The sequence below is a fragment of the Pseudomonas sp. R151218B TE3479 genome (assembly GCF_053629195.1).
The window spans coordinates 2,960,121-2,976,157 of the sequence record NZ_JBRJHV010000001.1 but is presented as its reverse complement, the minus strand read 5'-3'; the positions used below and the strand labels follow the sequence as shown (position 1 = coordinate 2,976,157).

The 16,037-nt window shown below is 64.7% G+C and carries 4 protein-coding genes; 1 reads left to right on the top strand and 3 read right to left on the bottom strand.

Translation table 11 applies throughout. The features are described 5' to 3' along the window. Window positions 1-150 precede the first annotated feature (150 nt). Window positions 151-13,137, bottom strand: a complete 12,987-nt coding sequence (locus AB7M32_RS13290) for a non-ribosomal peptide synthetase (protein ID WP_454250149.1) — start codon at window positions 13,135-13,137, stop codon at window positions 151-153. A 281-nt stretch (window positions 13,138-13,418) separates the two neighbouring features. Between AB7M32_RS13290 and AB7M32_RS13285 the strand changes: the two genes are divergently transcribed. Beyond that, window positions 13,419-13,967 carry an RNA polymerase factor sigma-70 gene (locus tag AB7M32_RS13285; protein WP_024619408.1) on the top strand — a complete coding sequence of 183 codons (549 nt, stop codon included), beginning with the start codon at window positions 13,419-13,421 and terminating at the stop codon, window positions 13,965-13,967. 108 nt (window positions 13,968-14,075) lie between these two features. Here AB7M32_RS13285 and AB7M32_RS13280 read toward each other — a convergent pair whose 3' ends face one another. Beyond that, window positions 14,076-15,089 (bottom strand): GNAT family N-acetyltransferase, encoded by a 1,014-nt coding sequence (locus AB7M32_RS13280; protein ID WP_072407965.1) that lies wholly within the window; start codon window positions 15,087-15,089, stop codon window positions 14,076-14,078. Between the two features lie 70 nt (window positions 15,090-15,159). After that, window positions 15,160-15,936: a substrate-binding periplasmic protein gene (locus AB7M32_RS13275; RefSeq protein WP_454252135.1), complete on the bottom strand. Its 777-nt coding sequence runs from the start codon at window positions 15,934-15,936 to the stop codon at window positions 15,160-15,162. Between the last annotated feature and the right edge of the window lie 101 nt (window positions 15,937-16,037).

Genomic DNA, 16,037 nt, shown 5'->3' with positions numbered 1-16,037 from the left:
AGCCGCGAAGCGCGAGGCGTCAACCTTGGGTTTGCGCTGGTTGTGCAGCCGCCATCGCGAGCAAGCTCGCTCCCACAGAAAATGTGCGTCGTACACAAATCCACTGTGGGAGCGAGCTTGCTCGCGATGGTCTTGTTAGACGCCGCAAAACTACATGCCTTCCAACTCCGCCATCAAATCATTCAACCGATCCACCTTCTCCTCAGTGATTTCGCTGGCCGCCAGTCCTTCGATGTAGTCGGCCAGCTCCAGCACCGTGCTGCACTCGAACATCGCCCGTAGCGGCACGTTGCGTTGCAGGGCCTTTTGCACCCGTGAGGCGATTTGCGTCGCCAGCAAGGAGTGACCACCCAGCTCGAAGAAGTTGTCCCGTACCCCCACCCGCTCGACTTTCAGCACCTGGGCCCAGATGTCTGCCAGGGTCTGCTCCAGTTCATTACCGGGTGCCTGATAGTCCTGGCCTTGCAACTGGCCGATCTCCAGGGCCGGCAGGGCCTTGCGGTCGAGCTTGCCGTTGGCGTTGAGGGGCAGACGATCGAGCCACAGCCAGTGCAGCGGCACCATGTATTCCGGCAGTTCGGCCCGCAGGCGCTGCTTGATGCGCTCCAGGCGTTCGGCGGGTTTGAGTGCCGAGTCGGTGGCCACGAGGTAGCCCACCAGATGCTTGCCATTGGCGCCCTCCTGCACGCCTACCGCCCCATCGCGCACTTCCGGCTGTTCATGCAAGCGCGCTTCGATTTCCCCCAGCTCGATGCGGTAGCCGCGAATCTTCACCTGATGGTCGATGCGTCCGACGTACTCCAACACCCCGTCGCTGCGCCGCCGCGCCAGGTCGCCGGTGCGGTACAGCCGCTCTCCCGGTGCCCCGAACGGGTTCGGCACAAAGACCGGGGCGGTGCGCAACGGATCGCTGACATACCCGCGCCCGACCCCAGTACCCGCCACGCACAACTCACCCACCGCCCCCAGCGGCACCAGCTCCAGCGCGCCGTCGAGCAGGTACAAACGGTTGTTGTCGGTGGGCGTGCCAATCGGCAGGTAAGTACCACGGGTGGAAGCCATGTCGACCCGGAAGAACGCCACGTCATCGGAGCATTCCGCCGGCCCGTAGGCATTCACCAGACCGATGTCCGGATAGCGCAGCAGCCATTGATGGGCCAGCTCCGGCGGCATCGCTTCGCCGGTGGGCAGCATCCAGCGCAGGCCGTCCAGACCGATGCGCTCTTGGGCGAGCATGCCCTGGATCAGCGACGGCACGCTTTCCAGCACGGTGATGCCCTGCTGCTGCACATGCTCCAGCAACCCTTGCGGATCGTGGGCGATGGCGTTGGGCACGATGTCGACCCGGGCGCCGAACAACGGCGCGGCCAGGAACTGCCAGACCGAAATATCGAAGCTTTGAGACGCCGTCTGGGCGATGACATCCGCCTCGCTCAGCGCCAGGTACGGCACTTTGCTCAGTTGGTTGTTGAGCATGCCCCGCTGTTCCACCATCACGCCTTTGGGCAGGCCGGTGGAGCCGGAGGTGTAGATCACGTAGGCGAGGTTGTCCGGCCCGCTGTAGACGCCAGGGTTTTGCGGCGAAAAGTCGCCGGCCTGGACGGTTTCCCATACCAGCAACTTCGGCCGTGCGGAGCAGGCGAACTCGTCCAGCAACGCCTGGGCCTGGGCCTGGCAGGCCTGGGTGCAGACCAGCAAAGGCGTGCGGCTCAATTCGATGATGCGACTCAGGCGCTGGCTCGGCAGGCCGGGATCCAGCGGCAAGTAGCCGGCACCGGCCTTGAAGCTGCCGATGATCATGCCCAGCAGTTGCGCATCCCGTTCAGCCAGCAACGCCACCGGCTGATCCAGACCGACCCCGGCCGCGATCAGCGCGTGGCCGAGGCGGTTGCTGCGCGCATTCAACTCGGCGTAGCTGTAGGTCGTGTCCAGGCAACTGACCGCAAGACGTTGCGGATGGACCGCGACCCGTGCCTCGAACAGCTCGACGTAGCTCTGCTCTAGCGGATAGGCATGCTCGCTCTGGTTGCAGCCTTCGATCAGGAAGTCCTGCTCTTGGGCACCGATCAGCGGCAACTCGCTCATGTCACCGTGCAAGCCCTCCATCAGCGCCAGCAGCAGCCGCTTGAATTCACTCAGCAAGCCCTGAACGGTGGCTTCATCGAAGTAGCGCTGGTCGTAGGAAAGGTGCAGCCCGAGGTCATCCCCCGGGTAGCAGACCGCCGTCAGCGGGAAATTGGTGTGGGTACGGCCCGAGTCGGAGGTGGCATTGAGGCTTTGGGCACGGTCCAGCACCGAGACTTCCACCGGCGCGTTCTCGAATACGAACAGGCTGTCGAACAGCGGTTGGCCCTTGGGCAGTTCGCTGACGTCCTGGATGCTCACCAGCGGCAGGTATTCGTACTCGCGCAGTTGCATGTTGCTGTCCAGCAAATCGCTGAGCCACTGGCGCACGCTGCAGCGCTGATGGTCCTCGGGCATCTGCACGCGCAAAGCGATACTGTTGATGAACAGCCCGACGGTGCGTTGCATCTGCGGCAGCTCCACCGGACGCCCGGCCACGGTGACGCCGAACAGCACGTCGCGGTCGCCGCTGACCCGGCGCAGGACCAGGGCCCACGCCGCCTGGGCGAAGGTGTTGACCGTCAATTGATGGGCCTGGGCCAGTTCCCGCAGCCGTGCGCCGTCCCGGGCATCGAGGCGGGTGTAGCAGTCGCCGACGATCATGCCGCCGCTGTCACCGGCGTGCTCGCGCAGGAACGGCCGGTCGCCAGGGATCGGCGTGGTCCGCTCGAAGCCCTGCAGGTTGTGCTTCCACCACTGCCGGGCTGCGTCCAGGCTCTGGTGTTGCAGCCAGCCGATGTAGTCGCGATAACGCGGCGGCACGGCCAACTGCGGCTCGCGCTGCTCGCCCAGAGCGGTGTAGATCTCGAAGAAGTCGTCCATCAGCAACGAACGGCACCAGGCATCGATGAGGATGTGGTGGTTGCTCATCATGAACCAGTAGCGCGCCGCGCCGACCCGAATCAGCCGCAGGTGGAATGGCGCTTGGTTCAACAGATCGAAACCGGCCTCGCGTTCATCCTTGAGCAGGGCCTGGAGCTTGGCTTCCTGGGCGTCTTCAGGCACCTCGGACCAGTCGAGGTAATCCACTGGCGTGCGGCCTGGCTTATGGATGATTTGCAGCATGTCTTCGCCGACGTTCCAGCAGAACGATGCGCGCAAGGCTTCGTGACGGGCGATGACCGCCTGCCAGGCCTGGGCAAAACGCTGTGGGTCCAGTTCGCTGTTGATGCGGTAGCGATCCTGCATGTAGTACAGACCGGTGCCCGGCTCCAGCAGGGTATGCAATAGCATGCCTTCCTGCATGGGCGTCAACGGGTAGACGTCGTCGATCTGCGCGGCCGGCACGGGCAGGCTGTCGAGCTGGCCCTGGGTCAGCTTCGCCAGGGGAAAGTCCGATGGCGTCAGCCCGCCCGCCTCGTCCGTCAGGCAGTGTTCGATGAGGCGTTGCAACTCATCGAGGTAAGCCTCGGCCAGGGAGGCGATGGCCTGGCGCTCATGGCGCTGGGCACTGAAAGTCCAGCGCAGCACCAGTTCGCCGCCGCTGACCTGGCTGTCGACGCTCAACGCGTTGGGTAGCGGCGCATCGGGATCGTGGATGGCCCCCAGGGGCCCATCCAGCGGCTGGAACAGCGCCTCCTGGCCCAGGGTCTGGTCGAGCTGACCCAGGTAGTTGAAGGTGATCGCCGCGTGCGGCAGGCCGGCCATCGCCTCGCGAGTCGTCGCGTCCGCCAGGTAGCGCAGCACGCCATAACCGAGGCCCTTGTGGGGCACCGCGCGCAGTTGCTCCTTGATGGCCTTGATCGATACGCTGAAATCTTCGACCGTCGGACTCAGGCGCACGGGATAGACGCTGGTGAACCAGCCGACGGTGCGGGTCAGGTCGAGGTCGTCGAACAGCGCTTCGCGGCCGTGGCCTTCGAGCTGGACCAAGGCCGAATCATGGCCGCTCCAACGGCAGAGCACCCGGGCCAACGCCGTGAGCAGCAGGTCATTGACCTGGGTGCGGTAAGCGCTTGGCGCCTGTTGCAGCAGTTGCCGGGTACGCTCGGCGTCCAGGCGCACGCTGACGGTTTGCCCGTGACGCTCCTGCAGCCCGCCGTCAGGATTCGCGCACGGCAGTTGCACTGGCGCACCGCTCAGTTGCGCTTGCCACCAACCCAGTTCCTCGCGCAGGGACTCGCTGCCGGCGTAGGCCTGCAAACGCCCGGCCCAATCGCGCAACGGGCTGGTCTTGGCCGGCAGTTGCGCCGCCTGCCCGGCGACGAGCTGGCGGTAGACGGTTTGCAAATCGTCCATCAGCACCCGCCACGACACACCGTCCACCACCAGGTGATGAATGACGATCAACAACCGTTGCCGGCCATCTGGCAACTGCGCCAGCACGGCACGCAGCAACGGCCCGGTGGCTAGATTGAAACGGCTCTGCGCCTCGGCAAACAACGCTTCGCACGCCTGGGCAGTGTCCACGCAGACCTGCTGCAACAACACAGCGTCAGCCAGCGACTGGTGCTCGGCGCGCCAATGTCCGGCGCTTTCGTCGAAGCCCAGGCGCAAGGCATCGTGGTGCTGGAAGACGCTGCGCAGCGCCTGCTCCAGCCGTTGCGGGTCCAAGGCCGTGGTCGGCTCCAGCAGTAACGCCTGGTTCCAGTGATGCCGGTTGGGGATCGGGCGGTCGAAAAACCAGTGCTGGATCGGCGTCAACCCGGACTCGCCCTGCAACAGGCCCTGCTCGGCATGCACTTGCTGGCTACGCGTGGCGACGGCGGCCAGGGTCTGTACGGTCTGGTGCTGGAACAAGTCCCGGGGCGTGAAATGAATACCCTGCTGCCGGGCGCGGCTGACCACCTGGATGGACAGGATCGAATCACCGCCCAGCTCGAAGAAATTATCGTTGAGGCCCACCTGCGCCACGTTCAGCACGTCGCACCAGATCGCCGCCAAGGTCTGTTCCAGGGCATTGCTCGGCGCCACGTAGTGCTGGCGATTGAGTTCAGGATCGGGCAGCGGCAAGGCGCGGCGGTCGAGCTTGCCGTTGGCGGTCAGCGGCATGCTCGCCAGCAGGATCAGATGCGTGGGTACCATGTAGTCCGGCAACTGGGCCTTGAGGTGGTTTTTCAAGGCGTCGCGCAGGGCCGTTTGTCGCTCGTCGTCCTGGCTGGCGATGTCGCTCACCAGGTAGCCGGCCAGTTGCTTGCCGCCGGGCGTGTCGAGGGCCAGGACCACGGCCTCGCGCACCGCCTCATGTTCCAGCAGGCGGGTTTCGATTTCCCCCAGTTCGATGCGAAAACCACGGATCTTCACCTGATGGTCGATCCGTCCCAGGTACTCCACCAGCCCGTCGGCACGCTGGCGCACCAGGTCGCCGGTGCGATAGAGCCGCCCACCGTCGATGGCGAACGGATCGGCGACGAAACGCTCGGCGGTCATCCCCGGACGCTGATGATAGCCCTGGGCCAGACCGGCGCCGCCCACATACAACTCGCCCGTGGCACCCGGCGGCACCAACGCCAGGTCGGCATCCAGGATGTAGGCCACCCGGGCACCGATCACGCTGCCAATCGGCACACTGGCCGCGCCCTCCTCCAATTGCTCGGGGGCCAGGCTCGCCAGGGGCATGACCACGGTTTCAGTCGGGCCATAGGCATTGAAAAACAGGCTCGGGCTGAACGCCGCGCGAATGCGCTGCAAATGCTCGCCCGTCAGGGCTTCGCCGCCGGTGATGCACATGCGCACCGGCAAGGTCTGGCCCTGGGTCGCCAACCATTGCGCCAACTGGCTGCCGTAGCTGGGGGTGAAACCAAGGATGTTGATGCGATGCTGGCGAATCAGCCCGCAGATTTCCTCGGCGCCCCACTGGCCCTGGGCCCGCAACACCACGTGGGCACCACTGAGCAGCGGCACCAAGAGGCGTTCGGTGGCCGCATCGAAGTTGATGGAATAGAAATGCAGCTCGCAGTCGTCCGGGCGCATGCCAAAACGCTGGATCACCGCCTGGCAATGCATGGCGATTTCACCGTGGGACACCACCACGCCCTTGGGCTTGCCGGTGGAACCGGAGGTGTAGATCAGGTAGGCCTGGTGTTGCGGCAGGTTGATCAACGGCAGCGAGTGATCCGGGTACTGCGCCAAGGCCGGCGAATCGTCTTCCAGGCACCAGCAGCCCACGCCTTCGGGCAGTGCACCGAGGGCCTGGAGCATCGCCCGGTCGCTGAGCAGCAGGCTGATGCCACTGTCTTCGATCATGTAGTGCAGGCGATCCAGCGGGTATTCCGGATCCAGCGGCACGTAGGCACCGCCGGCCTTGAGAATCGCCAGCAGGCCAACGACCATTTCCAGCGAGCGCTCCAGGGCCAGGCCCACCCGCACCTGCGGCCCGACGCCTACCTCGCGCAGGCGCCAGGCCAGGCGATTGGCGCGGCTGTCCAGTTGCGCGTACGTCAGGGTCTGCCCGGCGAAGGTCAGGGCCGGCGCGTCGGGACGCGCCCGGGCCTGTTCGTCGAACAGTGGGTGAATGCATTGGTCCAAGCGATGCTCACCGGGCTCGACGCCCAGGCTGTCGAGCAGTTGTTGCTGCTCGCCGGCATCGAGCAACGGCAGTTCGCTCAGGCGTCGGGCCGGATCGTCCAGCAGCGCTTGCAGCAGATTGCGCCAGTGCCCGGCCATGCGCGCGATGCGCGGTTCGTCGAACAGGTCGGTGCTGTAGGTCAGGCAGCAACCCAGCCGCTGATCCAGGTCGGTGACTTCCAGGTTGAGGTCGAACTTGGTGGCCCGGGCGTCGTTGACCAGGTATTCGACGGTCATGCCGGCCAGGGTGCGGCTCTGCTGGAATTCCCAGCGCTGCACGTTGCACATCACCTGGAACAATGGGTTGTAGGCCGCACTGCGCGGTGGTTGCAGGGCTTCCACCAAATGATCGAACGGCAAGTCCTGATGGGACTGGCCTTCGATGACGGTGTGGCGCACCTGTTCGAACAGTTCGCCCACCGACATCTGCCCGTCGAGCTGGCAACGCAGCACTTGGGTGTTGAGGAACGCACCGATCAGCCCTTCGCTTTCCGGGCGGATACGGTTGGCCACCGGCGCGCCGATACGCAGATCGGTCTGGCCGCTGTAGCGGTAGAGCAGCACGGCCAGGGCAGCGGTCATGGTCATGAACAGGGTGAGGCCCTGTTGCGCATTGAAGGCGCGGACCCGCGCAGCTAGCTCATCACTGAGATGGAAACGGAACAGTTCACCGCGATGGCTTTGCACCGACGGACGCGGGCGATCGCCGGGCAGCTCCAGCAGCGGATGCTCGCGGCCCAGTTGCGCGGTCCAGTAGTCTAGCTGCCGTTGACGCTCGCCGGACTCCAGCCACTGGCGCTGCCAGACGCTGTAGTCCAGGTACTGCACCGGCAACGGCTCCAGCGGAGATTCACGGTCGTCGACAAAGGCTTCGTACAGCGCGCTCAGTTCACGGGCGAAAATGTCCATCGCCCAGCCTTCGGTGACGATGTGGTGCAGCGTCAGCACAAAGTAATGTTCATGCTCGGCGGTCTTGACCAGACAGGCCCGCAGCAACGGCCCGGTTTCCAGGTCGAAGGGCTGGTGGGCCTCGCTGTCCGCCAGTTGCTGCACCCGCTGCTGGCGAATGTCGGCGGCCAGCATCGAGAAGTCCTTCCAGCCCATGCGCAGGCCCGTCTCGCCGTGCACCTGTTGGCAAGCCACGCCGTCGACGCTCGGGAACGTGGTGCGCAGGGTTTCGTGGCGCAGGATCAACGCCTGCAAGGCCGCCTCGAAGCGCCCGACATCCAGCACCCCGCGCAACCGCGCCATGCCGCCGACGTTGTAGGCCGGGCTGTCCGGCTCCATCTGCCAGAGGAACCACATGCGCTGCTGGGAATACGACAGCGGCACCGGTTGGCTGCGGTCGACCTTCTCGATGGGCGGCTGGCGGTTGGTCTGGCCGCTGGCCTGGATCAAGCGCACTTGCTCGGCGAAAGCACCCAGCTCGCTCGCCTCGAACAGCGTCCGCAACGGCAGTTCCACGTCACAGGCCTGGCGAGTGCGGGAAATGATCTGGGTCGCCAGCAGCGAATGGCCGCCGAGGGCAAAAAAATCGTCCCGCAGGCCGATGCGCGCCAGTCCCAGCACGTCGCGCCAGATGCCGGCGACTTGCTGTTCGAGGGCGCTAACCGGCTCGACATGCTCGCGCACCTGCCATTGCGGTTCAGGCAAGGCGCGACGATCGAGCTTGCCGCTCGGACTCAAGGGCATGGCGTCCAGGCGTAGCAATTGGGCGGGCACCATGTAGTCCGGCAGTTCGGCGGCCAGGGCGGCCTTGAGCCGGGTGTTCAATTCGTCCTGGCCGTGGGTGACCTCCGGCGCGGTGTAATAACCGATCAACTGCGGGCCGGCCGAGGTGTCGCGCACCAGCACCGCCACTTGGGCGATGCCGTCCTGGGCCAACAGGCGCGCTTCGATTTCCTGCGGTTCGACCCGAAAGCCCCGCAGCTTGACCTGCTGGTCGAGTCGACCGAGGTATTCGATCACGCCGTCGGCGCCCCAACGTGCCCGGTCGCCGGTGCGGTACAACCGCGCACCGGCCGGCCCCATCGGGTCGGCGACGAAACGCTCGGCGCTCAGGCCCGGACGCCCGAGGTAACCCCGGGCCAGGCCCAGGCCGCCAATGCACAGCTCGCCCGGCACACCGGCCGGCACGGGATTGAGGTCGCTGTCGAGCACCCGGCACAGCACGTTGCCCAGGGGTCGACCGATGGGCGAGCGCTCGCCATCAGCTTCGGTGCAATGCCAATGGGTGACGTTGATCGCGGTTTCGGTCGGGCCGTAGCGGTTGTGCAATTGCGCCGACGGCAGTTGCGCCAACACCCGGTTGCGCAACTCGGCCGGCAAGGCTTCGCCACCGCAGAACAGCCGGCGCAGGCTGGTGCAGCGGGCGCTCAGCGGCTCTTCGACAAACAGGCTGAGCAACGGCGGCACGAAGTGCAGCGTGGTGACGCCAAACTGCTGCACCAACTGGGCGATGCGGTGCGGGTCACGGTGCTCGCCGGGGCCCGCCAGGACCAGTTGACTGCCGGTGATCAGCGGCCAGAAGCATTCCCAGACCGACACGTCGAAACTGATGGGGGCCTTTTGCATCAGCACATCGGTGGTATCCAGCCCATAGGTTGCTTGCATCCATTGCAGGCGCTCGGCCAGGGCCGCGTGAGTGTTACCGACGCCTTTGGGTTGGCCGGTGGAGCCGGAGGTGTAGATCACGTAGGCCAGGTGATCGCCGTGCAGGTGCAGGCCCGGCGGGTTGCTCGGCCATTGTTCCAGGTGCAAGGCGTCCATGGCGATGACACTGACGCCGTCGCAGGTTGGCAAACGCTCCAGCAACGCGGTCTGGGTCAGCAGCAGGTCGACGCCGCTGTCGTCGAGCATGTAGGCCAGGCGTTCGGCCGGGTAGTCCGCATCCAGCGGCACATAGGCACCGCCGGCCTTGATGATGGCCAGTACACCAACGAGCAACTGCGGCGAGCGCTCGCAGGCAATCGCCACGCACACGTCCGGGCCAACGCCCTTGTCCCGCAGGTAATGGGCCAGGCGATTGGCCTGGGCGTGCAGCTCGGCATAATCGAGTTGACCACCGTCCCAGCGCAGGGCGATCCGTTGCGGCGTGCGGCGGGCCTGCTCGTTCAACAGCTCCGGCAGCCATTGGTTGGCCGGCGCGCACGGGGCCGCGCCCCACTGCTGCTGTTGGCTGTGTTCATCGGCGGTCAATAACGGTACATCGCCGATGGCTTGCTGCGGATCGGCACAGACCGCCCGCAACAGGTTGCAGTAATGGGCAGCCAATCGCTCGATGGTCGCCGCCTCGAACAGTTCGTCGGCGTAGTCGAACGACAGGGTCAACCGGCCGTTGCGATCTTCTTCGCTGTGCAATTGCAGGTCGAACTTGGCTTCGCGGCTGTGCCACGGCAACTCCTGCGCCAGCAGCCCCGGCAGACGGCGCAAGGCACTCAGGTCGCGTTGCTGGTGGTTGAACATCACCTGGAACAGGCCTTGCTCGCGCGCCTCGGGAAACGCTTCGAGCAGTTGTTCGAATGGCAGGTCCTGGTGGGCCTGGGCCCCGAGCGTGGCTTCCCGGGCCTGGGCCAGCAGCGCGGCGAACGGTTGACGGGAATCGACCTGCCCGCGCAGCACCTGGGTGTTGATGAAGAAGCCGATCAGCCCCTGGGTTTCCAGGCGCGGACGGTTGACGTTGGGCACACCGACGCGGATGTCGGATTGCCCGGTATAACGCTGCAACAGCGCCTGGAAGGCTGCCAGCAACAGCATGAACGGCGTTGTATCATGGGCCTGGGCCACGTGGCGCAGGGCCTCGCCGAGGTCCTTGTCCAGGCGCAGGCTGTGCCGCGCGGCGCTGCGCTGGCGTTGAGCGCTGCGTGGATGATCCATGCCCAGCACCAGGGCCGAATGTTCAGCGCCCAGTTGCTGCTTCCAGTAGCTGAGTTGGCGCTCGGCCTCGCCCTGGGCGAGCCACTGGCGTTGCCAACTGCCGTAGTCGGCATATTGCAAAGGCAATGGCGCCAGTTCAGCAACCTGGCCTTGGGAGGCGGCGGCGTACACGCGGGAGAACTCTTCGATCAATACATTCATCGACCAGCCGTCGGCGATGATGTGGTGCAGCGTCACCAGCAGTTGATGGTCATCCTCGTCGAGGCGCAACAGGGTGACCCGCAGCAGCGGCCCCTTCTCCAGATCGAACAGCGTGGCCGCCTCGTCTTCTCGAACCTGCCGCGCCCGGGCTTCGCGCCGGTTGACAGGTTCGTCACTGAGATCGACCACCTGCAGCTTGAATTCGCCGGCCGGATCGACCCGTTGCAAGGCCACCCCATCCCGCTCCAGGAACCGCGTGCGCAAGGACTCGTGACGCTCGATCAGTTGCTGGAAACTGGCACGCAGCGCGTCTTCGTCCAGCTCGCCGCGCAGGTGCAAGGCACCGGGAATATTGTAGGCACGGCTCGTCGGGTCGAGCTGCCAGGTGATCCACAAACGGTTCTGCGCCAAGGATTGCGGCAGTGGCGCATGACGCGGCAATGGGCTGATCGCGCCCTGGGCCTGGCCGCCGTCCTGCTGCTGGTTCGCCACCGCGGCCGCGAACGCAGCCAGGGTCGGCGCTTCGAACAGCAGGCGCAGGTTGAGCGCCAGCCCGAGGGTTTCGCTCAAACGTGCGATCACCTGGGTGGCGGCGATGGAGTTGCCGCCCTGCAGGAAGAAATGATCGTCGGCCCGGACCTGCTCGACCTGCAATTGCTCCCGCCAGACCTGCCCGATGAGGGCCTGCAACTCGGAGGACGGGGCGAGTTCGTCAGTCACATCTGCTTGGGCTGACGGGAACTGTGCGTAACTGTCCAAACTGCCGTCGGCCAACCGGATGCGGCAGGCCGAGCGCTGCAACTTGCCGCTGGAGGTCTTGGGCAATGCGCCGGGATTGAGCAGCACCACCACGCTCGGGGCTTGCTGGCAGGCCTCGGCCACGGCCTGGCGAATGGCGTTGATCAAGGCTTCGGGTGGCAGGATTTTCTGCACGCTGCGGCTGATTTCCGCGGCGATGCCGATGCCCTCCTCGCCGTTGTCGTTGACCGCGAACGCCGCCACCCGGCCCTTGCGCACCACCTCCACTTCGCGCTCGATGGTTTGCTCGATGTCCTGGGGATAGAGATTGTGCCCGCGCACGATCAGCAGGTCTTTCAGGCGACCGGTGATGAACAGTTCGCCGCCGCGCCGGAAACCCAGGTCGCCGGTGCGCAACCAGGTCCGGCCGTCATGCTGGACAAAGGTTTTGGCGCTGGCGTCAGGGTTGCGCCAGTAACCCAGGGCGATGCTCGGCCCGGCGGCCCAGACTTCACCGACCTGATTGTCGACCAACGGCTGCAACGTGGCGGGCTCGACGATCAGCACCGCGTGCCCGGGCTGGCTGACACCGCAACTCATCACCGCGCAGCCCTGCCCCGGTTCGGCCCGGTTCTGCGCCAAAGCCGCGTCATCCACTCGCAACGAAGGAATGCCGTGGCGGCGCGGTGTGCCGGCGACGAACAAGGTCGCTTCGGCCAGGCCATAGGAGGCCATGAAATTGTCCGGCGTGAAGCCGCACGGGGCGAATTTCTCGGCAAAACGTTCCAGAGTATCGAGACGGATCGGCTCGGAGCCGGAATAGGCCACGCGCCAGCCGCTCAGGTCGAGACGGTTCAGGGCCGAATCACTGACCCGTTCGCTGCACAACCGATAGGCGAAATCCGGGCCGCCGCTGATGGTGCCACCGTACTCGCTGATCGCTTCGAGCCAACGCAGAGGCCGGGCCAGGAAATAAGCCGGGGACATCAATACGCAGGGGACGCCGCTGAACACCGGCTGCAACAGACCGCCTATCAGACCCATGTCGTGGTACAGCGGCAACCAGCTGACGATGACGTCGTCGGGGTTCAGGTCGATGCCGAAGCCATGGCGGATCAGCAGTTCGTTGGCCACCAGGTTGCCGTGGCTGACCTGCACACCCTTGGGCAGCGCGGTGGAGCCGGAGGTGTATTGCAGGAAGGCAATGTCATCGTCCTGCAGTGTCGGCATCCGCCATTGCCCGGCGTGGGCCGGGTCGAGGGTATCGACGCACAACACCGGCGGTGCCGATTCGATAGCTTGCAACGGCTCGCGCAGATCGCTGCTGGTGAGCAGCAGGCGCGGTTCGGCGTCGGCGATGATCGACAGCAGGCGCTCCTGATGGTGGCGACGGGCGGACTCCGGCGGATAGGCCGGCACTGCGATCACCCCGGCGTAGAGGCAGCCAAAGAACGCCGCGACGTAATCCGGGCCACTGGGAAACAACAGCACGGCGCGATCGCCCAGCGCCGCTTCGGCCTGCAAGGCGCCGGCGATGGTCCGGGCGCGCAGGTCCAGGTCGCGATAACTCAACACCACACTCTGCCCAGGGGTGTCGGCAAGGAAGCGCAGGGCCACCCGGTCCGGCGTCAACGCGGCGCGGCGCTGGAGGGCATGAGCCAGGGTGCTGGGGAGTTCGAACGCGTCGGTCATGGGGGGTTCCTGCCTGAATTCGGCTTGCAAGTTGTCCCCCATGGAACGGATAGCCGCGGCAAATAATTAGTCCGGCAGGCGACTCACCGAGGCATGCAGTCAAGCAGCCAGCTACCAGGCACCGCGGCAATGGGTCGCGGCGCCGAGGCTGGACTTTATTGCATCAATAATTCTTCTTCTCAATTGACAATCATTATCATTAAGCCTAATTTGGCGCTCGATGTGTAGGACGGGTCCGGCATCTGGACGTCCCGCTAACTTTTTGCAGCAAGGTGAATTCCATGACGGAACAAGTATCCACAAGCAGGTGCGACTCACCGTTACTCCAGGCGTTCGTCGATAACCGACTGATCCTGGTCAAGATCGCGGCGCGCATTACCGGTTGCCGGTCCCGCGCGGAAGATGTGGTGCAGGACGCCTTTTTCCGGCTGCAATCGGCACCACAGATCACCTCCTCGTTCAAGGCGCAGCTCAGTTATCTGTTCCAGATCGTGCGTAACCTGGCGATCGACCACTACCGCAAGCAGGCGCTGGAACAGAAATACTCGGGGCCGGAGGAGGAAGGGTTGAACGTGGTGATCCAGGGTGCTTCGCCAGAAACCTCCCATATCAACTTCTCCACGCTGGAGCACATCGCCGACGCGCTGACCGAACTGCCCAGCCGCACCCGCTATGCCTTTGAGATGTACCGCCTGCACGGCGTGCCACAGAAAGACATCGCCAAGGAATTGGGGGTCTCGCCGACCCTGGTGAACTTCATGATTCGCGACGCCCTGGTGCATTGCCGCAAGGTGTCGGGGGTTCGGGGGGATACTTTCGCCCGGCGGTAACTGGCGGTGGTTCTGCCGGCCTTATCGCGAGCAAGCTCGCTCCCACAGTATTGGGGTCCTGAAGATCCACTGTGGGAGCGAGCTTGCTCGCGATAAGGCAATAAGGCCTTACATCAACCCACACCGGTCAAAGAACCGCTCACGCCCCAGGATCATCAGCGCCGCGCGCTTGTGGGGGAAATCGAATTCCTTTTCACAATGGAAGCACTGGTTGTGCAGGTGCCCGATCATCCGCGCATTGTCGGCCCGGGGCTCGGCGACCACGCGCTGGGTGCGCGGATCGTCCAGGAACAGGTAATGCACCAGTGCCGACAACCAGCTCGCCACCTTGTGCGGCCCGCGGTGCTGCTCTTCGCCCACCAGCATGTGGATGCCGCGATCGTAGTGGTCGGCTTCATAGAACGGCGCGATCCGATCCTCCTTGGCCCAATAGGCTTCGAAGTAAGCGAACGGCTGGTCATCGAAACAACCGATCAGGGTCAAGACCCGGGGATCGGCCTGCAGCTTGTCCAGGTACTCGCGATGCTGTTCCAGGCTGCCCTCCTCTTGCCAGAAGCTCGCCACTCGCGGGCTGTTCTGCCAGCGGTTGAAACGCTCCAAGTCCTGCTCGATCTCCAGGGTGCGCAAAGACACCCAGGCCCCCAGCCGCGCATCGAAACGTCGATACACCTCGCCACGCGGCTTCATGGGCCGGCGTGGATGGCGGCGGCCATCGGTGATGACCATCTGTTGCGGGTAACTGCCGCTGAACGACTCCCCCAGCCAGGGCTGCGGCAATTGCCAGAACATCGTGCGCTCGCAACGGTATTCACCTGCACGCTCCGTGAGTGTCAATAAACCGCTGAGCAAGGCTTCGCCGGGACGCTCGCCGAGGTGCCAGGTCAGGTGCCGACACTCGGGATCGCGGGCAAACAGCCAATAGCAGGCCGCCCACAGCGCCGGCCCCACCGGGCGGTCGTTGATTTCCTGCAAATGCACATGCAACTCGGGACCGCGCACAAGGCGCAGCCGGATCAGCGGCGCGCCTTCGAGCATCAGGCTCAGGTGGCGTTCGGTTTCATCGGCGCCGAGGCGACGGCCACCGGGCAAGGGCAGCGTCGTCGGGTGGTTGAGGTTGGACATGGGAGTGGCTCGCGTATTCGTCGGTAGTCAACCTGTGACGTGAGCCGGGACGGGAAATTTAGTGTCGCCTTCAATGGGAATGCGTGGAGACCAGTTGGATCTGATAGGGCTGGAAAATCTTCAGCATCTGACCGTTATCCCGCAGCGTTTGCAGCAACTGTGCGAACGCTTCACTGGAAATGGGCGCCCGTGGCCGGATCAGCGCGTAATGGTGGTAAATCTGATCGATGCGTTCAGACACCAGCAATTGCGGGCCGACTTCGGGATTGCGCAACACGTAATCGTTGAGGTACGAACGGGTCACCAGGGCGATATCCGCCCGCCCGCGCAAGACCATCAGCAGATTGCTGTCGTGGGAATACGTCAGCGTGGCGTTGTATTGCCCGGTGAGGAACTTGGGGTCGGCGTTGAATTCGGCAAAGGCGTAGTGATAACCGCTGAACAGCGCCAGGCGCTTGCCCCTGAGGTCGGCGAAATAACTTTGCTGGCGCTCCGGCTGACGCTGGGCGACGAAGACCTCCGCATCTTCCAGGCCCATGTCCACCGACGTGTGCGGCACATCCTGCCAACCCCATTCGGGGTTCTCGAAAATCGCCATGTCCACCCGGCCCTGCTTGAAATCATTGAACCGGCGCGGGATCGACGTCGGCACCAGGACGAACTGATAGTCGCTTTGCGACTGGTTCAAGGCCTCCACCATCTGCGGCAGCAGGCCAGTGTCGGCACCGTTTTCGGGACGAACGGTATAGGGTGGAAAATGTGCCGCGCCGATCCGCACCAATTGCGCCGCCTCGATCGGCAACGCCAGGAAAACGGCCAGAGTGGCCAGCAGCACACGGGAGGTCATCCCCATCGGCGAAAACGTCAAGATAACCCACTCCCCAAAAGTCCCCATCACTACAATCAAGCTAGGCGGTTTCAGCCGCTTAGCCAGCCATGCGACCATTT

Excerpts from the sequence above, each read along its gene's own strand:
- AB7M32_RS13290 (WP_454250149.1), bottom strand. The coding sequence starts at position 13,137 with ATGACCGACGCGTTCGAACTCCCCAGCACCCTGGCTCATGCCCTCCAG.
- AB7M32_RS13285 (WP_024619408.1), top strand. The coding sequence starts at position 13,419 with ATGACGGAACAAGTATCCACAAGCAGGTGCGACTCACCGTTACTCCAG.
- AB7M32_RS13280 (WP_072407965.1), bottom strand. The coding sequence starts at position 15,089 with ATGTCCAACCTCAACCACCCGACGACGCTGCCCTTGCCCGGTGGCCGT.
- AB7M32_RS13275 (WP_454252135.1), bottom strand. The coding sequence starts at position 15,936 with ATGACCTCCCGTGTGCTGCTGGCCACTCTGGCCGTTTTCCTGGCGTTG.